We start from the raw sequence: 20,534 nt of genomic DNA on the forward strand, positions 1-20,534 counted from the left end.
CTGCCGCGCCAATGGTACTTGGGCTTAAGCCCCGGGAGAGTAGGTCACCGCCAAACCTAGTAAAAGCCCATATCTCTCTTACGATCGAAAAGAACACTACCCGGTCTCAAGTAGCCGAATAGGCGGTAGACCAACGCAGGGCCTCAAGTAGCGTAAGCGATAGGCCACACAAAGTGTCGCGGGATGGAGCAGCCCGGTAGCTCGTCAGGCTCATAACCTGAAGGTCGCAGGTTCAAATCCTGCTCCCGCAACCAGTGTCAGAAAATCTCAGCAAAGCCCGTTCAGACTACAATTGATCCACTGGATCAATTGCTTAACGTCTTCACCTCGTCGTTATCAGGGCTTTCGCGGCCCCACTGCGGCCACGGTCCCTTCAAACCATAACCTGATGGTCAAAGGTGCAATTCCTAAGCCCGAAACCAGCCTAACAAACCCAACCGATCCAGAAAGACAGTCCATCGACCTGTTGGGCTTAAGGTTCACAGTGCCAAACCTTTGGCGGTGGCCCGTGATGGGGATTGGATGCCCAACGCGTTTGAGCGAACGGCAAAATCCGATAGAAGTATTGTGTTTGGCCCAAAGTGTTTTTTTGGGCTTCCAGGCCTTCTCAAAGGTACCTTTTCAATGCGGCCCGTGCTCCGTTCTGCCAAATCTCGGAAAGCCAATCTGAAAATTCCTGAGCGAAACGTTCGTTCAATCCGACCTGACCGTACAAACCGGTTTTAACAATCCACGCTGTTGGGTCGTCCTTGGCGGCAATTGCCGCCCGTTTCAATTCGTCCCACAGGGGGTCGTTGGCTTGAATCTCGGTTCCGTCCTCCCGAATGCCCGCGCACATTCGACACCAGAATGCTTCGGCAAGGGCCAAACCGGAAATAGACGCGCCTTCCCCAAGCGCGTCCAGAAGGGACGGCAACAGGAACTCGGGGTGGCGAGAGGATCCGTCAAAGGCAACGCGGCGCGTTGTGTCCTGGATGGTCGGGTTTGCAAAGCGGCGCCCGATCAGGGTCAGATAATCAGTGGGGGTGAGGCCGGGGACCGGTTTGACATGGGGCACAATGCATTCTGACTGTACTTTCCGGAAAAATCCGGAAAGATCAGGATCTTTCATGCAATCTGCAATTGTCGGAACGCTTAATACCTCTCCGACGTTGGCCAGCAATTGGTGGCCGCCATTCAGGATTCTGAGCTTCATGGCCTCATAGGTATGAACGTCGTTTGTTATGGTAACACCAACCTCTTCCAATGGTGGTCGGCCTGCACAAAATGCGTCCTCAATGACCCATTGGCGAAACCGTTCGTGAGTGACAGGGGCTTTGTCATCGACACCCAGATCGTGACACATTGAAATGACTTCATCCCGGGTGACCGGGACGATGCAATCCACCATCGAATCCGGAAAAGCGCCCTGTTGGTCGATCCAATCGGCAAAATCCGGGTCCGACAATTTGGCCAGCCCAATGACGCAGGACCTGAGTATTGCGCCATTGCCCTTGAGGTTGTCGCAACTCAGTGCGGTGAACGGGCGCGTCCCGGCGTCCCGGCGGTGTTTCAGGGCCGCGACCAGCGCTCCGAACACCGTCCGGGGTTGGTTTGGGTTTTGCGCGTCATGTTGGATATCGTTATGTGTTGTGTCAAAATCCCCTGTATTAGGGTCTTGATAGTAACCGCCTTCCGTCACCGTCAACGACACGATGCGGATCGCCGGATCCGACATATGTCGGATCAGAGCACTGTTCCCCTCTTCAATTGGCAGATAGTCGATCATCGGGGCGATGACCTCGGCCGAGATGCCTGAAGGGTCGAGCTCGATCAGGGTTGTCAGGCAATCCTGGGCCATCAGCTTTTCACGCATCTCGGCGTCATAGGGTCGAACGCCCGCGCCGATGATCGCCCAGTCATTCGCCCGGCCCATTTGCATCAGTTGATGGATGTACCAGGCCTGATGGGCCCGGTGGAAATTGCCCAAACCGATATGCACAATGCCGGGTGTTAGGTCTTCGGGCCTGTACCGAGGTGTTTTGACCTCGACCGGCAAATCCGCCAAGGCAGATCGGCACAGTTTGATTGGCGTATGTGTTTCCGAGCGCGGGTCCATCAGCTCATCCAGTTTCCGCCATCGACGTTATAGGTTTGGGCCACGATGTATTCGGCCTCATCCGAGGCCAGAAAGACGGCCATGCCGGTCAGATCCCGGGCGTGGCCCATGCGGCCATAGGGGACCGCCGCCGCAACCTCGCGCTTTTTCTGGCCGGGCGCTTTGCCTTCGTATCTGGCGAAGAAGGCATCGACACCGTCCCAATGTTCACCGTCCACAACCCCGGGGGCGATGGCGTTTACGTTGATCCCGTGCTGGATCAGGTTCAGCCCTGCGGATTGAGTCAGCGAGATCACCGCAGCCTTGCTGGCGCAATAGACGGCGACCAGAGGTTCCCCGCGCCGTCCGGCTTGCGAGGCCATATTGATGATCCGACCTTTGACGTCGTTTTTGATCATGTGCCGCGCCACCGCCTGCAACGTGAACAGGGTGCCCGCCACGTTGATGTCAAAGACGCGCTGGTAGTCGGCGCGATCAATCTCGGTGATTGGCGCGGCGGTAAAAATGGCTGCATTGTTGATGAGAATGTCGATGGTGCCGAACCGGTCGGCGGTTTGGTCAATTGCGGTCTCAATACTGGCCTGATCAGTGACATCCATTTCCACCGCCAAGGCCGCTGATCCAATCTGTGCGGCCGCATCTTTGGCGCGGGCAATATCGATATCGGCAATGGCAACCTGCGCGCCCTCGGCCACATAGGCCTGGGCAAAGGCCAGCCCGATCCCGCGGGCGGCCCCTGTAATCAGCGCGGTTTTGCCTTTCAGGCGCGTCATTCGATCCGCAGCCCCTGTTGATCAAACCGGTGAATGACGTCGGCGCGTGGGGTCAGGTGGATGCGATCCCCGTGGCGGAACCCGACCTCGCCATCCGCGCGGACGGTGATGGTTTCGGCCAGACCGGTTTCGTGGATGTGGAAGAACGTGTCGGACCCAAGATGTTCCGACACGCCGACAACGCCGGACCATGTGCCTTCGGTATCGGACACTGCGATGTGTTCCGGGCGAATGCCGATGGTCTGCGCGCCGTGTTTTGCGGCCTCGTCCCCTTCGATGAAATTCATCTTGGGTGAGCCGATGAAACCCGCGACGAACAGGTTGCGCGGGGTTCGATAGAGTTCCAGTGGAGAGCCGACCTGCTCGATAACGCCTGCTTGCAGCACGACGATCTTATCCGCCATGGTCATCGCTTCGACCTGATCATGGGTTACGTAGATCATCGTGGTCGCCAAACGTTCGTGCAACTCACTGATCTCAAGCCGCATTCCCACACGCAACGCGGCGTCGAGGTTCGACAGCGGTTCATCGAACAGGAACGCCGCCGGTTCCCTCACAATCGCGCGGCCGATCGCGACCCGCTGACGTTGGCCGCCGGACAACTGCCCGGGGCGGCGGTCCAGATAGTCGGTCAGGTTCAGAACGCCCGCCGCACCTTCGACGCGCTTGTCGATCTCGGCCTGATTCAGCTTGGCCATGCGCAACGGGAACGCGATGTTCTTGCGCACGGTCATATGCGGATACAGAGCATAGGATTGGAAAACCATCGCCAGCCCGCGTTTGGCAGGTGGCACGTCCGTTGCATCCGACCCGTCAATGTCGATCGAACCTGACGTGATATCCTCCAGCCCCGCGATCAAGCGCAACAGGGTGGACTTACCGCAGCCCGAGGGGCCGACGAAGACGGTGAACTCGCCATCCTCGATGGTCAGGTCCAGCGGGGGAATGACCTGAACGTCGCCGAAGCTTTTGGTCACGGACTTGAGTTGAATACGTCCCATACGTCGTCTTCCTTATTTCACAGCGCCGAAAGTCAGGCCGCGGACAAGTTGTTTCTGGCTGAACCAGCCAAGGATCAGGATTGGTGCAATCGCCATGGTCGAGGCCGCGCTGAGCTTGGCAAAGAACAGACCCTCGGGGCTGGAATAGCTGGCGATGAAGGCGGTCAGAGGCGCGGCATCGACGGCGGTCAGGTTGAGGGTCCAGAACGCCTCGTTCCACGCCAGGATAAAGTTCAGCAACACGGTCGAGGCGATGCCGGGAATGGCCATGGGCGTCAGCACATAGAGGATTTCCTCTTTCAACGTCGCCCCGTCCATCCGCGCGGCTTCCAGAATCTCACCCGGAATTTCGCGGAAATAGGTGTACAGCATCCAGACAATGATCGGCAGGTTGATCAGCATTAGCACGACGACCAGCCCTCCGCGCGTGTCCAGCAGGCCCAGCCGGATGAACAGCAGGTAGATCGGATAGAGAACGCCAACCGCAGGCAGCATCTTGGTGGACAGCATCCACAGCAGGATGTCCTTGGTGCGCTTCGAGGGCACAAAGGCCATCGCCCACGCGGCGGGCACCGCAATGATCACGCCCAGAATGGTTGACCCCCCCGCGATGATGACCGAATTCCACAGGAACCGCATATAATCCGAGCGTTCCTGCACGATGGCGTAGTTCTCCAGCGTCCAGTTGAAGTTCAGGAATAAGGGCGGGCTGGCAATCGCCTGCGCCTCGGTCTTGAAGCTGGTCAGGATGGTCCACAGGATCGGGAAGAAGATCAGCAGCCCAACGGCCCAGGCGAGGGCGGTGTTCAGCGTTTTACGACGGGGTGTGACGGCGCGGGCCATGGTCTTACCTCCTCACGCGTCCAGGTTTTTGCCGACGATGCGCATCAGGAAGATGGCAACGATATTGGCAAGGATGATGGCGTAGACACCTCCGGCTGACCCAAGGCCGACATTCTGGCTTTCCAGCACACGCTGGAAGATCAGGTAGGTGAGTGTGCGGGTGCCGAATGCGCCGCCGGTGGTCACGAAAATCTCGGCGAAGATCGACAACAAAAAGATCGTCTGGATCAGGATCACGATGGTGATCGCGCGGCTCAGATGCGGCAGGACGATGTGGTAAAAGCGTTTCAGCACCGGCGCACCGTCCATTTCCGCCGCTTCCAGCTGCTCACTGTCCAGCGACTGGATCGCGGTCAGCAGGATCAGCGTTGCAAAGGGCAGCCATTGCCATGAGACGATCATGATGATCGAGGTCATCGACGCCTCGGACAGCCATGAAATCGGCTCGGCCCCGAAAAAGCGCCACAGATGCGCCAGCAGGCCGTTCACCGGATCCATGAACATGTTCTTCCAGACCAAAGCGGAGACGGTGGGCATCACAAAGAAGGGCGCGATCACCAGAATGCGGACAACGCCTTGCCCCCACATCGGCTGGTCCAACAGCATCGCCAGAAGAACACCCAGAATGACCGTGATCACCAACACGCCGCCGACAATCAAAAGCGTCGCCTGAACCGCAGGCCAGAAGGAACTGGAGGAAACGAACCGGATGTAGTTGTCGAACCCGACCCATCCCAGATCACCACCGCGCAGGGGCAGGTATTTCTTGAAGGAGAAATACAGGGTCATCGTCAGAGGCACGAGCATCCAGCCAAGCAGCAGGACCACTGCGGGTGCCATCATCAGGCGGGCAACGGATCGGGAATGTTGGGTTGCCATGGCGCAAGACCTCTCTGTTCAGGCATAGGGCTAGCCTGCGAGAAAAACACGAGTTGTGAAAGTGGGGAGCGGGGGACAGGCACCTGTCCCCCACTGGGAGGGAGGCCTCAGTACCCTGCGGCTTCCATCTCTTCGGTGGTGAAGGCCTGCGCTTTGGCAAGGGCTTCGTCCACGGTTTGCTGACCAGCATAAACGGCCGAGAATTCCTGGCTGACCTGCGTGGCGATGCCTGCAAACTCAGGAATGGCGACAAACTGGATGCCGGTATAGGGCGTCGGCTGGGCACAGCAGTTCTGCGGATCCGCCGCAAGGATCGACTTCAGCGTCATCTGCGCGAAAGGGATGTCCTTGTAGTTGTCGTTTTCATAAAGCGAGGTCCGCGCACCCGGAGGCACATTGGCCCAGCCTTCGTTCTCGGCCACCAGCTCGATATAGTCCTTCGAGGTCGCCCATTCGATGAACTGCTTCGCGGCGTCTTCCTGCTGGGTCCCAGCCGGAATGGCCAGTGCCCAGGCCCAGAGCCAGTTGGCGCGTTTGTCGACGCCTTCTGAATTCGGTGCCAGCGCAAAGCCGACCTTGTCCGCCACGGTTGAATCGTCGGGGTTGGTCACGAATGACGCGGCAACGGTGGCGTCGATCCACATCCCGCACTTGCCCTGCTGGAACAGCGACAGGTTTTCGTTGAATCCGTTGGTGGCATAACCCGCAGGACCGGATTCATTCATCATATCGACAAAGAATGTCAGTGCTTCTTTCCACTCGGGCTGATCGAACTGGGGCTTCCAGTTTTCATCGAACCAGCGCGCACCGAATGAGTTCCCGGTTACGGTGATAAAGGCACCGCCTTCACCCCAGCCCGCCTTACCGCGCAGGCAGATGCCGTTGATGTCGTTGTCCCGGTCCGTCATCGCCGCCGCAGCTTCGCGGATGAATTGCCAGGTGGGCGCTTCGGGCATGTCCAGACCGGCAGCCTCCATCAGGTCGGTGCGATACATTATCATCGAGCTTTCGCCATAAAACGGCGCGGCATAGAGCGTGCCGTCATTGCTCAGCCCGCCTGCCATGGCGGGCAGCAGGTCGCCCACATCGTAGTCATCGGACATGCCATCCAGCGGTACCAGCCAGCCATTTGCGCCCCAGATGGGCGTTTCGTACATGCCGATTGTCATGATGTCGAACTGTCCACCCTTGGTGGTGATGTCCGTGGTCACGCGCTGACGCAGCACGTTTTCTTCCAGCGTCACCCATTCCACATCAATGCCGGTCGCTTGGGTGAAATTGTCGGTGTAGCCCTGCATCCGGATCATGTCGCCATTGTTGACGGTGGCGATCGTTATGGTTTGCGCATGGGCCGCGGCCGTGGCGACGAAAGTCAGTGCAGTCGCCGCACGAAGTGCGTTCTTAAAATACATCCCTGTCCTCCCTGAGCTTGGATGTCATGCAGGAAGGGTAGTCGGTAAATTATCGCGGCGTCAATAAAAACTTTACGCGCGTTAAAATTTGGCGATCAAGCGGACTCCCGCAATACAAGCCGGGCCGGGAACAGGGTTTCCCTTCGGCTGTCAAATTTCCCACCACTTTCAATGAGTTCGAACAGTGTTTCGACACTGCGCCCCGCGACATTGTCATAGTCATGCGCCGCCGTGGTCAAAGACGGGCAGGTGAATTTTGCAAAGGGATGATCGTCGTTCGAGGCGACCCGCAAGCTGCAATCCGGCTTGCGACCAACCCGAATCCCCTGCTCGTAGCAGGCGGCAAGAAACCCGATTGCCAGGCGGTCATTGCTGCACAGAACCGAGTTTGTTTTCAGCGCGCCGTCGCCCAGCACCTTCAAAGCCCCCCGATGCCCGATCTCTTCAAAGGCCCAGCCTTCACCGTCGATCCTGATCACATGGGGGTCGAACCCCAGACGCTCCATCACCTCAACATACGCCTTGCGCCGCTTGTTGGCGTTGGGGTTTGCGGGTGTCCGCATCTCGAAGAATGACGGCGGCTCGCCGGTGCGGGTCATGTATTCCACGGTTTGCGAAACAAAGCTGAAATTGTCTGATCCGATAAAGGCCGCACCCAGTCCTTCGATATTGCTGTCGAACAGGACCGTCGGCACGTTCCTGCAGAACTTTTCAATCGCCGACCGGTCCGAGTCGCGCCCCAAGGGAGCAAGCAACACGCCCGCCGGTTTCAGCGAGCGCAGGCTGTCCAGAATCTCGACCTCAAGTTTCTGTTCGCCATGCGAGCTGAACAGCGAAGGCCGATAGCCTGCGGCGATGCAGCTTTGTTCCAGATAGCGTGCGATCTCGGCAAAGAACGGGTCGGCAAGGTAGGGGACGACGATGCCGATATTCTTGGTCAGTTTCCGGTTCTGATTGATCGCGAAGATATTGGGGCGGTAGTCGAACCTCTCTAATGCTTCCTCGATGCGGGCGCGGGTGGTTGGGCGGACGCTGTCAGGATCATGGAAGTATTTGGAAACGGTCGGCCGGGATATTCCGCTGAGGGCCGCGAATTCTTCCATATTCCTGATTTTGGTCATTCTACCCTGCCTGCACCCGGAGAGCTGTCTTGATTTGCGCTATCTTTACATAATCTTTGCGCGCGATAACAATCAAGGGTCAGGCATCCGCGTTTGTTCACGCAAGAATGGCTTCGATCCGATCCAATGTCGCCTGATTCACCGCGACGCCCTGCTCGGCAGCGTTGCGGCGTTTCGCATGACGGCCATCGCCGGGCAGATGCGCGCCATCCTGCGCGCGGATGGCGTGGACCAGCGCTTCAATCCGGTTGGCAAACGCCCCACCGGAAGTCGCACCCGGATCAATGGCAAGGAACATCTGGCCGGTGCGCGGCGGACCGCCTGCGGTGCCCGAGAAAGGCGACGCGTCGATCCCCAGGGTCGCGCCGGTCATTGCGGCAGCCAGCACTTCGGTCAGCAGCGAAACTCCGACGCCTTTATACCCGCCTGACGGGGCCATCGAGCCTTTGAGCTCCACATTAGGGTCTGTTGTCGGATTTCCCTCGCTGTCCAGCGCCCAACCTACGGGGATTGGTTTGCCTTCGCGCGCGTGTTTCATCACCTCGGATTTGGCGATTGTGCTGGCGGATTGGTCGATCAGCAAAGCGGGCTGGCCGTCCGGGCCGGGTGCAGCGACAGAGAACGGATTGGTCCCGACTACTGGCTTCGCTCCACCCGACGGCGCAATTGACGCGGGCGCGTTGGTAAAGCCCAGCCCCAGCATCCCGGCCTGTGCCAGCCGGTAGGTGTGATAGCCCAGAACCCCGCAATTATAGCTGTTCTTGATGGCAAGCGCGGCAATCCCGTGTTCCTTGGCCAAAGGGATCAGTTTTTCGAACCCTGCATCGATGGCCGAATGGGCAAAGCCGGTGGCGGCGTCAACTGCGATCACGCCCGGACGTGGCTGGTCCACAACCGGTGTGGCCTGCCCATCCACCTTGCCGCATTGCACATGCTCGCAATAGATCGGGATATAGGCCAGCCCGTGGCTGGCAACGCCATCGGCTTCGGTTGCGGCGGTGGCAACAGCCAGGGGTCGGGCGTTGGCCTCGGACGTGCCAGCGGCCACCAATGCGCGCAGGGCCAGATCTTCGATTTCAGCCAGTGTCAGGGTCTTGGTTTGCATCATCAACTCACTCGGTCAGTCATTGTCAGTTGTCCCGGCACCTGCGCCGCGCGCGCGGCTTTCCTCGGTCGCCGGGGCATAGGTTCGATGGGCCAGCGCGTTCAGTGCCTGCCAATCGCGCGGCTGTGGCGCGGCGCGGGTTGCATGGGTGCGGGCTGTGGTCAAAACGCCGCCGCTTGCGATGGTTACGGTCTCGGACCGGTCAGGAAATCCCTGCGCCAACTCCAGTGACCTGCCATCTGTCACCGCCACCACGCCGCCGCATTTCACAGTGACACACGCTTTGATCAGGCGGGCGGCGTTGGCTGCAAACGGCAGGATCATAAGCGGAGTTCTGACACCCGGTAGGGTAACCGCTTCGGTGGACAGAACGCGCGCTCGATCCGACAGGGACACGCCCTTGATCAGTGTTTGCGCCCCGGTCTCCAGATCAGTGGTCAGGGCACCGACTCCGTCCAGACCCTGAGCGCACAACCAGCGGCAGGCCTTTGCCGCCTCGTCCGCGAGCCCCCAGGGTTGGCCCGCCCCACGGGTCGCCCGCTTGGCGATGGTCTCCACCTCATTCAACGACAGGGTCATGCGAACGGCTCGGGATAGACCCACAAGTCGGCATTATCCGGCGTCAGATCGGGCGGATAAGGGGCCCCGGCATACATGACCACGCGCACCCACCGGTCCGAGCGGGGATCAAACCGGGTTACGCCAAAAAAGGACAGTTTGGCGCGCAGCATATCAATCGGCACCACATCCGCCCCAATCGTGTTCGAGCGGATCTCGCCATAGGGCGCTGAGCGTGTGATCTGGGCGCGCCGAACGCTTTGGCGATGTTCGGGGTGTTGGGCGAGGGTGTCTGCCACCGGGCTGAGCGGGTCCGCTGTTGCAAGCACGGCCAATGCTGCCGTTGCATCACGGGCCGGGGCCAGCGGTTGTTCATAGGCCTCAATCGGTTCCTCGAACCGCTCGCCCAGCCTTGGTTCCAGCTTCTCTTCCGAGATATACCACGCCCTTGCGCAGTTCTCGGGCGCGGTCCAGTCCCGATCCAGCAAGGGGCCGAAATTCCGGCGCAACAGGTTGGACACCTCAGCCACAGGCATGGACCCATCCAGCACAAAGGGCCCGCTTTGATCTGACATTGTGGTCGCCAGATCATCGACCAGATCGCCATGGGGTTCCAGAATCAAGGAGGCGACAAGTTCTTGCCCTTCCGCGCTGAGCGCTTGGTCCGTCCAAATCATGAGATTATTCCAAGGCGTCGCGCCCGACAGCCCTGTATCTTCCAGATAAGACCCAAGCGCGGCCAGATCGTCCGTCAGGTGCTGAAGCTTGACGATCTGGATCGGGTGTTCAGATCGCCATGTCGCCACAAGCTGTTCGCATCTGCCGACCAGATCGCGAAACAGGTCGATCTGTTCAGGCGAGGCGGGCAGGTCGCGCACCCGCGCAACGGCGGTTTCGCGGGCCACAATCCAATTGTTCAGCAAAACGGGGTGGTTGACCAGATAGGGGGCCATGCCCAGCCCGGTCGAATTGCCGATACCGATCTGCCGGGCAAGACCTTCGCCCAAACGCGCGGCCCTGTCGCCGCCGCGCACCTGCGCCATATGCTCGACCAGATCGCGTACGAACCAGCGGGTCAGGTAGACCGACAGCATCTCGGCCTGAAACGGCGACCGCATCTCGGGCCGGTTGGCAATCACCTCGCGGTCGGCGGCCCCCAGCTTGCCCGAGCCATAGACAGCGGTTGTGCGCATCAGATACCCGACCGCCTCCAGCTGGTCCGCATCCGGCTGGCGGCCATTGGACAGGCAATCCACCACATGTTCCCACAACCGAACCGAGCGGTTGGCGCGGCTGACCGAAATCTCACGTTCAGTGACCCGGCCCGCCTCTTGCAGGGGCACGTTTTGCGACAGGCGCTCGATGTCATGGGGTTCGGGCATGCCGTCAAACAGGGTGAATGTCGTGTCCCACGCGGTTGCAATCACCCGGTCCGAACGCATGTGGTCCGGCAAATCATGGGCGAATGCCACCAGCGAATAAGCGCGCTCCGGTCCTTGTGCTGTATAAACGGCGTGGCCGACGCCCTGTGCGTCGATTTCAAAAACCTGGCGCGAGAAGTCCCAGCTTTCCCGAGCCATGCGCCGCGTCAGTTGCCGCATGAAGCTGAGCCGGCATTGATGCAGCGACCCCAGCCGTTCCAGGGTCATGATCTTTTCCGGTGGGCGCAGCTCAGCCATCTGACTGCCCCTGCGGCGTGAAGTTGTCAGCGAAGAAACGGTACCAATTGCCGCCCATAACGGCGGCGACATCCGCGTCATTCATGCCGGTTGCGCGCAGACCGGTTTCGATGTTGCCGAAATCGCGGTTGTCCCGGAACCAGTCCGGCATGGGCGGAAACCCCGGCGCGGCAGCCGAGCCTTCGCCATAGTCGATCTCTTTGCTCCACCGTCCCACGCGCATCCATTCCACAATGCTGTCGGGCTGATCCTGACACAGATCCGTGCCGATCCCCAAATGGTCGATGCCGAACTTGTCCGCCGTGCGCGCGATCATCTCGCAGAACTCCTGCAGAGAGCAGCCAGAGCCGCCCTTCAGGTGATGAGGATAGATCGAAAAGCCGAACATGCCGCCATTTTCTGTCACTGCACGGATGACATCGTCGCGCTTGTTGCGCAAAGCCGGATGCCAGTCGTGGGGGTTGGCATGGGTGATGGCGATGGGGCGTGCGGAATGATCGGCGGCTTCGATGGTCGAGCGGTCGCCGGAATGGCTCATGTCGACCACCAGCCCGACGCGGTTCATCTCGCGCACGACCTGCTTGCCCATGCGGGTGAGGCCGGTGTCTTCGGCCTCGTAACAGCCGGTCGCCAGAAGCGATTGGTTGTTATAGGTCAGCTGCATGAACCGCGCGCCCAGCGTGTGCACGATTTCCACCAGGCCAATATCATCTTCGATGGGTGAGGGGTTCTGGAAGCCGAAGAACACCGCCGTGCGCCCGGTTGCACGGGCGCGGTCGATATCAGCGGCGGTCAGCCCCTTCATGATCAGATCCGGATATTGCTCGAACCAGCGGTTCCAGCGTTCGAAGTTCAGGACGGTTTCGCGAAAACTTTCGTGATAGGCGATGGTGACGTGGATCGCATCGACACCGCCTTCGCCAAGCTGCCGAAAGATCTTTTCGGACCAGTTGGCATATTGCAGCCCGTCTATTCTGAGGGTGGGCCGCATCAGACGGGGCCTGCGCTGATATAGGCTGTTTTGACCGTGGTGTAGAACTCGGCCGCGGCCTTGCCCTGTTCGCGCGGCCCGTAGGAACTGTCGCCGCGCCCGCCGAACGGAACGTGATAGTCGGTGCCCGCTGTGGGCAGGTTCACCGTGACCACACCGGTGCGCGCATTGCGGCGGAAATGCGTGGCGCGGGCCAGCGAGCGGGTCACGATGCCCGAGGTCAGGCCGAAATTGGTGTCATTGACCACGCTCAGCGCCTCGTCATAGCTGCCGACCTTGATGACGCTGGTCAGGGGGGCGAACATCTCTTCACGGTTTATCGCCATGTCATTGGTGGTGTTCAGGAACACGCCGGGGCTCATGTAGAACCCGTCATGCGGCATATCCAGACGTGCGCCGCCACAGGCCAGCTCGGCGCCTTCGGATTTGCCCAGATCGACATAGGCCAGATTTTCGTTCAACTGCTGCTGGCTGACGACGGGCCCCATCTGCACGCCTTCTTCCAGCGCGTGACCAACCTTCATCGCTTGCGCGCCAGCAACCAATTTCTCGACAAAGGCGTCGTGGATGTTTGCGTGGACGACCAGCCGGGATGAGGCAGTGCATTTCTGTCCGGTGCCACCAAAGGCCCCGCCCAGTGCCAGCGTGACGGCCAGATCCAGATCGGCATCGTCCATAACCGCCAGCGCGTTCTTGGACCCCATCTCCATCTGCACTTTGGTCAGGTTCTGGATTGCGGCGGCGGCGATCCCCTTGCCCACGGGAACCGACCCAGTGAAGGAGATCGCGTCGATCAGCGGGCTTTCCACCAGACGCTGACCAATCGTGCCGCCCGAACCCATGATCAGGCTGAACAGACCCTTGGGGATATCCTGCCGCGCGATGATCTCGGTCAGCGCGACCGCCGATGCCGGGGTCACATTCGCCGGTTTCCATACGACCGCATTGCCATAGCACAGCGCAGGCGCGATCTTCCATGAGGCGGTCGCGGTCGGGAAGTTCCACGGGCTGATGATCGCCACAGTGCCCAAGGGCTCGCGACGCACGTCAATCTCGATATCGGGGCGCACGGAATCGGCGTTTTCCCCGATCTGGCGCAGGCATTCGGCGGCGTAATAAGTGAAGAACTGACCGGCGCGATAGACCTCGCCCTTGCCCTCGGCCAGCGGTTTGCCCTCTTCACGGCTCAGCAATGTGCCCAGTTCTTCTGCGCGGGCCATCATTTCGGTGCCGATGGCGTTCAGCACGGCTTGCTTCCGCTCCAGCCCATAGGCCGCCCATTCGGCCTGAGCCGCGCGGGCGCGGGTCAGGGTGGCGTCCAGCTGATCCGATGTCGCCTGAGCGTACAGGCCGATCAGGTCGGTTACATCCGACGGGTTGCGGTTTTCAATCTCGGTATCACCCGCCAGCCATTCGCCAGCGATAAGGTTCTTGTGGGTCACGGAAAGCCTCGGGAAGGGTTTGAGCAAGGTTGCGGGATGATGGACATGGGGCGACACATCAGTCAAACTCAAATTTCTTGAGGAAACTTCAGGAAAATTGAAATATGGCGATCAAGATCGAGATGTTGAGATGCTTCTGCACGGTGGCGGAAACCGGCAATCTTGCGGATGCGGCCGACCGGTTGGGTCGTACGCAATCTGCGGTTTCCATGACGTTGAAACAACTTGAGGCGCATCTGGGCCGCCCCTTGTTTGTCGGAGAGCGCAAAAACCGCCTGACGGACTTGGGGGCCCATGTGCTTCAACTGGGCCAAAGCCAGTTGCGTCAGTTCGATTCGACGCTGGAAACCATCGACATGCTGACCCGCGCGCCGCAAGGCCTGCTGCGGATCGCAGCAGTGCCGTCGATGGCGGCATTGGTCTTTCCACCCCTCGTGCGCCATTTCACAGACCACCATCCGGGGGTGAAGATCGAGCTGCGGGACACCGATACCGAGCAGGTTCTGGACGCCATTTGGCAGGGCTGGGCGGATATCGGGATCGCCTCGTCCCGAAGGCCGGTGAAAGGCACCAAAGTTGCGCCGCTGTTTCAGGACCCGTTCGGGCTGGTGATGTCGGATCATCACCCGCTGGCCTCGGTGTCTGGACCGATCACCATCAGCGACGTGTTTCGCAGCCCGTTTCTGCGCAATGCGCTGTGCGATCAGATACAGTCGCGGCGTATTCAGGACCATCTGGCCAGAATCGATGTCACCGTTCACAACACCCATTCCCTGCTGGCCATGGTCAGCACCGGCAGCTGGGGCACGCTGTTGCCTCAGGCCGCGACTCGGCTTGTCTCATCCGATCTCAAGTTCCGAAAAATCGTTGATCTGCCGGAAACGCGCGAGGTCTTTTTGTACCAGTCCGAAACCACCGCCTGGCCGATGCTGGCGGACGAGGCCGCCGGGGTAATCCGGTCGTCCAGCGCCAAAACATGATTCTTAATGAGATTATTTGTTTTGCCGCGTGAAAATTGACCTGTGTCAAATTCGGTAAGTTTGAAAACTGTTAGCACGGCTGATACGTTTGACATTGTCCAGGACACGGTCGCCAGCACATGAGCCAGATGACCACAAGACGCGCGTTTCTCAGCGCACGCGCACTTCGCGAGGATAAGGACGCGATTCGTCCTCCGGGTGCGGTGGAATCTGGCTTTGTGGATGCCTGTTCCGCATGCGGGGATTGCATAAACGCTTGCCCCGAAGGGATTTTGTCCAAGGACGCCGACGGATACCCGATCCTTGAACTGAATGCCGGTGCCTGCACCTTTTGTGCAGGCTGCGCCGAGGTCTGCGAAACCGATGCGCTGCAGGTTGATCGCGTGCCTGACTGGCCATGGCGCGCCGCCGTACAGGCGACCACGTGCCTGTCGATGAAGGGCATCAGTTGCCGTGTGTGTCAGGACAGTTGCGATGCGCGCGCGATCCGTTTCCAGTTGCAACTGGGCGGGCGTGCGGAACCCGTTCTGGATCAGGACAGTTGCATCGGCTGCGCCGCCTGCGCCTCGGCCTGCCCGGTCGGCGCGGTCGCGCTTGAACGCCCTCAAACACCCAAACCAGAGGTCATCCAATGAACATTTGCGGTTGCCTTGTTCACGTGGCTGCGGATCGAACCGCATCAGCCCGTGCAACCATGACCGAAACCGATGGCGTCGAGGTTCATGCCGAAGCCGAAGACGGCCGTTTCGTCGTTGTCGTCGAGGATACGTCCGACCGATTGGCATCCGAGACGATCATGGATCTGCATCAGATCCCCGGCGTGATTTCACTGACGCTGACATATCACCATTTCGAAGATCTGGCGGAAACCCCGCCCCAACCCAATGCCCCAAGCCAACCGACCAGCAGGAGGCTCGTCCAATGACTGTTTCTGAATCCCGTCGTACATTCCTCAAGGCATCTGCTGCTGCCGCCACCGCTTCGGCCGCCGGTATCCCGATGGCTGCCGGTCAGGCGAATGCACAGGCCGATGCGCCCGACATCCGCTGGGACAAGGCGGCCTGCCGGTTCTGCGGCACCGGCTGCTCGGTTCTGGTGGGCACCAAGGATGGCCGCGTTGTCGCCACCCAGGGCGACCCGGACGCACCGGTCAACCGGGGCCTGAACTGCATCAAGGGCTATTTCCTGTCCAAGATCATGTACGGCCAGGACCGCCTGACCACGCCGCTGCTGCGCAAGACCAATGGCGAATACGACAAGAATGGCGAGTTCGAGCCGGTCAGCTGGGACGAAGCCTTTGACGTGATGGCCGCCAAATGGAAAGAGGCCCTGGCCAAGAAAGGCCCGACCAGCGTGGGCATGTTCGGCTCGGGTCAGTGGACGGTTTGGGAAGGCTATGCCGCTTCGAAACTGATGAAAGCTGGCTTCCGGTCGAACAATATCGACCCCAATGCGCGGCACTGTATGGCCTCGGCCGTGGTGGGTTTCATACGCACCTTCGGAATTGACGAGCCGATGGGCTGCTATGACGACCTCGAACACGCGGATACGTTTGTTCTGTGGGGCTCGAACATGGCGGAAATGCACCCGATCCTGTGGTCGCGCCTGACCGACACGCGCCTGACCAAGCCGGGCTGCGAAGTGCATGTGCTGTCGACCTTCGAGCATCGCTCGTTCGAACTGGCCGACAATGGCATCGTGTTCGAACCGCAGACCGATCTGGCGATCCTGAACTATATCGCCAACTACATCATCCAGACCGGCGCGGTGAACGAAGAGTTCGTCAAGAACCACGTCAACATCACCAAGACCGCGACCGATATCGGTTACGGCCTGCGCGACAACAACCCGCTACAGCAAGAGGCTGAAAACCCGAACTCGGGCAAGCTCGAGCCGATCAGCTTTGAGGAATATGCCAAGGCGGTCGAGCCCTATACGCTGGAATACACCGCCGAACTGTCCGGCGTTCCGGCCGACAAGCTGGAGAAGCTGGCCAAGCAATATGCCGACCCGAACCGAAAGGTCATGAGCCTGTGGACCATGGGCTTTAACCAGCATACCCGCGGGTCCTGGGTGAACTCGCTGATGTATAACGTCCACTTGCTGGTGGGCAAGATTTCCGAACCCGGCAACTCGCCCTTCTCGCTGACAGGTCAGCCCTCGGCATGCGGGACAGCGCGCGAGGTTGGTACCTTTGCCCACCGTCTGCCCGCCGACATGGTGGTGGCCAATGACGAGCACCGGAAAATCTGTGAAACCGCGTGGAATATCCCTGAAGGGACCATTCCGCCCAAGCCCGGCTTCCACGCCGTTCTGCAGCACCGCAAACTCAAGGACGGCGACCTGAACGCCTATTGGGTGCAGTGCAACAACAACATGCAGGCCGCGCCGAATATCAACGAGGAAGGTTATCCAGGCTATCGCAACCCGGAAAACTTCATCACCGTGTCCGATCCCTATCCGACGGTCACTGCCGTATCCGCCGACCTGATCCTGCCCACCGCCATGTGGGTGGAAAAGGAAGGTGCCTATGGCAACGCCGAACGCCGCACCCAGTTCTGGCGGCAGCAGGTGAAAGCGCCGGGTGAGGCGAAATCGGACCTGTGGCAGTTGATGGAATTCTCCAAACGCTTCACCGTCGAAGAGGTCTGGGGCGAGGAACTGCTGGCCAAAATGCCCGAGCATCGCGGCAAGACCATGTTCGACGTGCTTTACGCAAACGGTCAGGTCGACAAGTTCCCGCTGTCCGAAACCGCCGAAGGTTTCGACAATGACGATGCCGAACACTTCGGGTTCTACGTTCAGAAAGGTCTGTTCGAAGAATATGCCGAGTTTGGGCGCGGACATGCGCACGATCTGGCCCCGTTCGAGATGTACCATCAGGCGCGCGGCATGCGCTGGCCGGTCGTGGACGGCAAGGAAACGCTGTATCGCTTCCGCGAAGGCTATGACCCTTATGTGTCCGAAGGTGCGGGCGTCGAATTCTATGGTCACAAGGATGGCAAGGCCAAGATCATCTTTGCGCCGTTCGAACCCGCTGCAGAGGTGCCGGATGAAGAATATGATCTGTGGCTGTCCACCGGTCGGGTTCTGGAGCACTGGCACTCGGGTTCGATGACCCGCCGTGTGCCGGAACTGCACCGCGCCTATCCGAATGCGGTCGTCTACATGCACCCCGAAGACGCGCGGGATCGTGGTCTGCGGCGCGGGCAGGAAATCGTGCTGTCCACTCGCCGTGGCGAGGTCACAAGCCGGGTCGAGACCCGTGGCCGCAACAAGGTGCCGCGTGGTCTGGTCTTCATGCCCTGGTTTGACGAGCATCAGCTGACCAACAAGCTGACGCTGGACGCGACCTGCCCGCTGTCGAAAGAGACCGACTTCAAGAAATGCGCCTGTAAGGTCGAGCGCGCGTAACCGGCAAGGATCGCAAAGGTCGTCCCCATGTATCCCCTTGTCGACACACCCCTTTCGCCGCAGCGGCGCCGGTTCCTGCAGGACTCGGCGCGGGCGGCGGGCGGCTGCGCAGTCGCCGGGCTCGGGCTGGCGTGGCTGGCCCGCGATGCCCGTGCCCTGCCGGCCGAGGCGTTGCGCCCGCCCGGCGCGCTGCCGGAAAAGGAGTTTCTGTCGGCCTGCATTCGCTGTGGGCTCTGCGTGCGGGATTGTCCTTACGATACGCTGAAACTGGCTGAATTAGGGTCTGATGCTGCGGCGACGGGCACGCCCTATTTCACTGCCCGTGATGTGCCTTGTGAAATGTGCGATGACATTCCGTGCGTCGCGGCCTGCCCGACAGGGGCGCTGGATCCGGGTCTGCAAAACATCGACGACGCCGAAATGGGCGTTGCGGTGCTGGTCGATCAGGAGAACTGCCTGAACTTCCTCGGCCTGCGCTGCGATGTCTGCTATCGGGTCTGCCCCGTCATTGACGAGGCGATCACACTGGAAACCGCGCATAACACCCGCTCGGGCCACCATGCGCTGTTCATCCCAACAGTGCACGCTGACCGCTGCACCGGCTGCGGTGTGTGTGAGAAAAGCTGCGTTCTGCCCGAAGCGGCGATCAAGGTCCTGCCCACCCGACTGGCGCGCGGCAGCAGCGCGGATCACTATCGCAAAGGCTGGGAAGAGAAAGAGGCCAGGGGCGCCCCCTTGGTCGAGGGTCTGATCGATCTGCCTGATCGCCTGCCGGGACCGGGGATCGACAATCTGGCCGCTCCCGGCGGGTTCGAGCCCGGATACGCATTACCGGGGGCAGGGCAATGAGCGCGCGTACCCATATGCCTGTCGGGCGCGAGGCCATCGAGGCCAAGGGCTGGATCGGCGCGCATAGGTTCCTGCTGTTGCGCCGTAGCAGCCAGCTGTTCTTTCTGGCGCTGTTCCTTCTGGGGCCATGGTTCGGGATATGGATTATTCAGGGCACGTTGGCCGGGTCGCTGACCCTTGGCGTCTTGCCGCTGACCGACCCGTTTGTTCTAATGCAGAGTCTGATTGCAGGCCATTGGCCCGAACTGACGGCCCTGATCGGCGCGGTGATCGTGCTGGTTGCCTATGCGCTGATCGGAGGCCGGGTTTACTGCTCGTGGGTCTGCCCGATCAACCCGGTGACCGACGCGGCCAACTGGCTGCACCGCAAGCTGGACCTGCCCAAGGGCTGGCAACCCAAACGCGGAACCCGCCTGTGGGTGCTGGCCACCGTCCTGATCGTCTCGGGCCTGGGCGGTGTGATCGCGTGGGAACTGGTGAACCCGATCACCATGCTGCATCGCGGATTGATCTTTGGCATGGGCTTTGTCTGGGCCATGGTTGCGGCCATCTTCGTCTTTGACCTTTTCGTTTCGCGCCATGGCTGGTGTGGGCACCTGTGTCCGGTTGGTGCGTTCTACGGCCTGATCGGCACCAAAAGCCTGCTGCGGGTCAGCGCCCACAACCGCGTTGCCTGTGACGATTGCATGGATTGCTATGCGGTCTGCCCCGAAAATCAGGTGATCTCGCCCGCTCTCAAGGGCAAACCGGGATCCAGCCCGCTGATCCTGTCGCCCGACTGTACCAATTGCGGCCGCTGCATAGATGTCTGCGCGGTCGACGTCTTCAACTTTACTCACCGGTTCGACGACCACGTCACCAAACCCATCCGTCCAGTTGCCGCGCCAGAGACGCGCGCCGCCAGACTTCATTAAGGGAGTGCCAAGATGAAAATATCAATCGTGACAGGTGGAATTGCCCTGATCCCCGTCCTGCTCCTGAGTGGGTTTGCCCTTGCGCAGTCAGCCCAGGTGGAAACGCTGCGGGGTGCGGATGTGGATGAGCTGATCCCGCTTGATCAGATCCACAAGAATGTCGAAGGGCGCATGCAGCGCAACTATCGCCAGCAACCGCCGCTGATCCCGCATTCGATCGAACAGTACCAGATCGACATCCGCACCAATCAGTGCCTGTCCTGCCATGACTGGACCAAAGCGGGTGAGCGTAACGCGCCGACCCTGTCGATGACCCACTATCTGGATCGCGAAGGGCGCGAGTTGGATCAGATCGCGGGCACCCGGTATTTCTGCAACCAGTGCCACGTGCCGCAGGCGGATGCTCCGCCGCTGGTCGAAAACGTGTTTCAGCCGTCCTCGGGCAACTAATCCAACCCACAAGAAAATAAAGGAG

General features: G+C 60.3%; 19 protein-coding genes and 1 tRNA gene. 8 read left to right on the plus strand and 12 right to left on the minus strand.

Annotated features, from left to right (window positions below):
* The first annotated feature begins 177 nt into the window (after nucleotides 1-177).
* A tRNA-Met gene (locus ACR0LW_RS14250) sits at nucleotides 178-254 on the plus strand.
* Between the two features lie 353 nt (nucleotides 255-607).
* On the opposite strand, the gene ACR0LW_RS14255 is transcribed toward ACR0LW_RS14250, so the two are convergent.
* The 12 genes from ACR0LW_RS14255 to ACR0LW_RS14310 form a co-directional block, all read right to left on the minus strand.
* Nucleotides 608-2,098 carry a mannitol dehydrogenase family protein gene (locus tag ACR0LW_RS14255; RefSeq protein WP_480883024.1) on the minus strand — a complete coding sequence of 497 codons (1,491 nt, stop codon included), beginning with the start codon at nucleotides 2,096-2,098 and terminating at the stop codon, nucleotides 608-610.
* On the minus strand, nucleotides 2,098-2,871 hold the full coding sequence (locus tag ACR0LW_RS14260) for an L-iditol 2-dehydrogenase (RefSeq protein WP_480883025.1): 774 nt from the start codon (nucleotides 2,869-2,871) through the stop codon (nucleotides 2,098-2,100). The genes ACR0LW_RS14255 and ACR0LW_RS14260 overlap by 1 nt, the downstream gene beginning before the upstream one ends.
* A complete protein-coding gene (locus ACR0LW_RS14265; RefSeq protein WP_480883026.1) occupies nucleotides 2,868-3,872 on the minus strand; it encodes an ABC transporter ATP-binding protein in 1,005 nt (334 codons plus the stop codon). Before ACR0LW_RS14265 ends, ACR0LW_RS14260 begins: the two co-directional genes overlap by 4 nt.
* A 12-nt stretch (nucleotides 3,873-3,884) precedes the next feature.
* Nucleotides 3,885-4,715, minus strand: a complete 831-nt coding sequence (locus tag ACR0LW_RS14270) for a carbohydrate ABC transporter permease (protein ID WP_170455969.1) — start codon at nucleotides 4,713-4,715, stop codon at nucleotides 3,885-3,887.
* A 12-nt stretch (nucleotides 4,716-4,727) separates the two neighbouring features.
* Nucleotides 4,728-5,594, minus strand: coding sequence for a carbohydrate ABC transporter permease (locus tag ACR0LW_RS14275; RefSeq protein WP_170455967.1), 867 nt, complete (start codon nucleotides 5,592-5,594; stop codon nucleotides 4,728-4,730).
* Nucleotides 5,595-5,701: 107 nt separating this feature from the next.
* The gene (locus ACR0LW_RS14280) at nucleotides 5,702-7,006 is read right to left on the minus strand and encodes an ABC transporter substrate-binding protein (protein WP_480883027.1); all 1,305 of its coding nucleotides are present in this window, start codon (nucleotides 7,004-7,006) and stop codon (nucleotides 5,702-5,704) included.
* Nucleotides 7,007-7,101: 95 nt separating this feature from the next.
* The gene (locus ACR0LW_RS14285) at nucleotides 7,102-8,127 is read right to left on the minus strand and encodes a LacI family DNA-binding transcriptional regulator (RefSeq protein ID WP_480883028.1); all 1,026 of its coding nucleotides are present in this window, start codon (nucleotides 8,125-8,127) and stop codon (nucleotides 7,102-7,104) included.
* Nucleotides 8,128-8,224: 97 nt separating this feature from the next.
* Nucleotides 8,225-9,235: an Ldh family oxidoreductase gene (locus ACR0LW_RS14290; RefSeq protein ID WP_480883029.1), complete on the minus strand. Its 1,011-nt coding sequence runs from the start codon at nucleotides 9,233-9,235 to the stop codon at nucleotides 8,225-8,227.
* 12 nt (nucleotides 9,236-9,247) lie between these two features.
* The gene (locus tag ACR0LW_RS14295) at nucleotides 9,248-9,811 is read right to left on the minus strand and encodes a DUF3726 domain-containing protein (RefSeq protein WP_480883030.1); all 564 of its coding nucleotides are present in this window, start codon (nucleotides 9,809-9,811) and stop codon (nucleotides 9,248-9,250) included.
* Nucleotides 9,808-11,469 (minus strand): hypothetical protein, encoded by a 1,662-nt coding sequence (locus tag ACR0LW_RS14300; RefSeq protein WP_480883031.1) that lies wholly within the window; start codon nucleotides 11,467-11,469, stop codon nucleotides 9,808-9,810. Before ACR0LW_RS14300 ends, ACR0LW_RS14295 begins: the two co-directional genes overlap by 4 nt.
* Complete coding sequence (locus tag ACR0LW_RS14305) at nucleotides 11,462-12,460, minus strand: membrane dipeptidase (protein ID WP_480883032.1); 999 nt, start codon at nucleotides 12,458-12,460, stop codon at nucleotides 11,462-11,464. The genes ACR0LW_RS14300 and ACR0LW_RS14305 overlap by 8 nt, the downstream gene beginning before the upstream one ends.
* A complete protein-coding gene (locus ACR0LW_RS14310) occupies nucleotides 12,460-13,902 on the minus strand; it encodes an aldehyde dehydrogenase family protein (protein ID WP_480883033.1) in 1,443 nt (480 codons plus the stop codon). The genes ACR0LW_RS14305 and ACR0LW_RS14310 overlap by 1 nt, the downstream gene beginning before the upstream one ends.
* Before the next feature lie 104 nt (nucleotides 13,903-14,006).
* Between ACR0LW_RS14310 and ACR0LW_RS14315 the strand changes: the two genes are divergently transcribed.
* The 7 genes from ACR0LW_RS14315 (at nucleotide 14,007) to ACR0LW_RS14345 (ending at nucleotide 20,509) form a co-directional block, all read left to right on the plus strand.
* Nucleotides 14,007-14,882, plus strand: a complete 876-nt coding sequence (locus ACR0LW_RS14315; protein WP_480585824.1) for a LysR family transcriptional regulator — start codon at nucleotides 14,007-14,009, stop codon at nucleotides 14,880-14,882.
* A gap of 119 nt (nucleotides 14,883-15,001) precedes the next feature.
* Entirely contained in the window at nucleotides 15,002-15,517 is a 516-nt protein-coding gene (gene napF, locus ACR0LW_RS14320) for a ferredoxin-type protein NapF (protein WP_480883034.1), read from the plus strand.
* Nucleotides 15,514-15,807, plus strand: coding sequence for a chaperone NapD (locus ACR0LW_RS14325; protein WP_170634588.1), 294 nt, complete (start codon nucleotides 15,514-15,516; stop codon nucleotides 15,805-15,807). The genes napF and ACR0LW_RS14325 overlap by 4 nt, the downstream gene beginning before the upstream one ends.
* Nucleotides 15,804-18,296: a nitrate reductase catalytic subunit NapA gene (gene napA, locus ACR0LW_RS14330; protein WP_480883035.1), complete on the plus strand. Its 2,493-nt coding sequence runs from the start codon at nucleotides 15,804-15,806 to the stop codon at nucleotides 18,294-18,296. Before ACR0LW_RS14325 ends, napA begins: the two co-directional genes overlap by 4 nt.
* A 27-nt stretch (nucleotides 18,297-18,323) precedes the next feature.
* The gene (napG, locus tag ACR0LW_RS14335; protein ID WP_480585829.1) at nucleotides 18,324-19,145 is read left to right on the plus strand and encodes a ferredoxin-type protein NapG; all 822 of its coding nucleotides are present in this window, start codon (nucleotides 18,324-18,326) and stop codon (nucleotides 19,143-19,145) included.
* Nucleotides 19,142-20,059: a quinol dehydrogenase ferredoxin subunit NapH gene (napH, locus tag ACR0LW_RS14340; RefSeq protein WP_480585831.1), complete on the plus strand. Its 918-nt coding sequence runs from the start codon at nucleotides 19,142-19,144 to the stop codon at nucleotides 20,057-20,059. The genes napG and napH overlap by 4 nt, the downstream gene beginning before the upstream one ends.
* 12 nt (nucleotides 20,060-20,071) lie before the next feature.
* Nucleotides 20,072-20,509 carry a nitrate reductase cytochrome c-type subunit gene (locus ACR0LW_RS14345; protein WP_170455936.1) on the plus strand — a complete coding sequence of 146 codons (438 nt, stop codon included), beginning with the start codon at nucleotides 20,072-20,074 and terminating at the stop codon, nucleotides 20,507-20,509.
* The last annotated feature ends 25 nt before the right edge of the window (nucleotides 20,510-20,534 follow it).

Source organism: Ruegeria sp. N4 (assembly GCF_056531425.1).

Excerpts from the sequence above, each read along its gene's own strand:
- ACR0LW_RS14255 (WP_480883024.1), bottom strand. The coding sequence starts at position 2,098 with ATGGACCCGCGCTCGGAAACACATACGCCAATCAAACTGTGCCGATCT.
- ACR0LW_RS14260 (WP_480883025.1), bottom strand. The coding sequence starts at position 2,871 with ATGACGCGCCTGAAAGGCAAAACCGCGCTGATTACAGGGGCCGCCCGC.
- ACR0LW_RS14265 (WP_480883026.1), bottom strand. The coding sequence starts at position 3,872 with ATGGGACGTATTCAACTCAAGTCCGTGACCAAAAGCTTCGGCGACGTT.
- ACR0LW_RS14270 (WP_170455969.1), bottom strand. The coding sequence starts at position 4,715 with ATGGCCCGCGCCGTCACACCCCGTCGTAAAACGCTGAACACCGCCCTC.
- ACR0LW_RS14275 (WP_170455967.1), bottom strand. The coding sequence starts at position 5,594 with ATGGCAACCCAACATTCCCGATCCGTTGCCCGCCTGATGATGGCACCC.
- ACR0LW_RS14280 (WP_480883027.1), bottom strand. The coding sequence starts at position 7,006 with ATGTATTTTAAGAACGCACTTCGTGCGGCGACTGCACTGACTTTCGTC.
- ACR0LW_RS14285 (WP_480883028.1), bottom strand. The coding sequence starts at position 8,127 with ATGACCAAAATCAGGAATATGGAAGAATTCGCGGCCCTCAGCGGAATA.
- ACR0LW_RS14290 (WP_480883029.1), bottom strand. The coding sequence starts at position 9,235 with ATGATGCAAACCAAGACCCTGACACTGGCTGAAATCGAAGATCTGGCC.
- ACR0LW_RS14295 (WP_480883030.1), bottom strand. The coding sequence starts at position 9,811 with ATGACCCTGTCGTTGAATGAGGTGGAGACCATCGCCAAGCGGGCGACC.
- ACR0LW_RS14300 (WP_480883031.1), bottom strand. The coding sequence starts at position 11,469 with ATGGCTGAGCTGCGCCCACCGGAAAAGATCATGACCCTGGAACGGCTG.
- ACR0LW_RS14305 (WP_480883032.1), bottom strand. The coding sequence starts at position 12,460 with ATGCGGCCCACCCTCAGAATAGACGGGCTGCAATATGCCAACTGGTCC.
- ACR0LW_RS14315 (WP_480585824.1), top strand. The coding sequence starts at position 14,007 with ATGGCGATCAAGATCGAGATGTTGAGATGCTTCTGCACGGTGGCGGAA.
- napF (WP_480883034.1), top strand. The coding sequence starts at position 15,002 with ATGAGCCAGATGACCACAAGACGCGCGTTTCTCAGCGCACGCGCACTT.
- ACR0LW_RS14325 (WP_170634588.1), top strand. The coding sequence starts at position 15,514 with ATGAACATTTGCGGTTGCCTTGTTCACGTGGCTGCGGATCGAACCGCA.
- napA (WP_480883035.1), top strand. The coding sequence starts at position 15,804 with ATGACTGTTTCTGAATCCCGTCGTACATTCCTCAAGGCATCTGCTGCT.
- napG (WP_480585829.1), top strand. The coding sequence starts at position 18,324 with ATGTATCCCCTTGTCGACACACCCCTTTCGCCGCAGCGGCGCCGGTTC.
- napH (WP_480585831.1), top strand. The coding sequence starts at position 19,142 with ATGAGCGCGCGTACCCATATGCCTGTCGGGCGCGAGGCCATCGAGGCC.
- ACR0LW_RS14345 (WP_170455936.1), top strand. The coding sequence starts at position 20,072 with ATGAAAATATCAATCGTGACAGGTGGAATTGCCCTGATCCCCGTCCTG.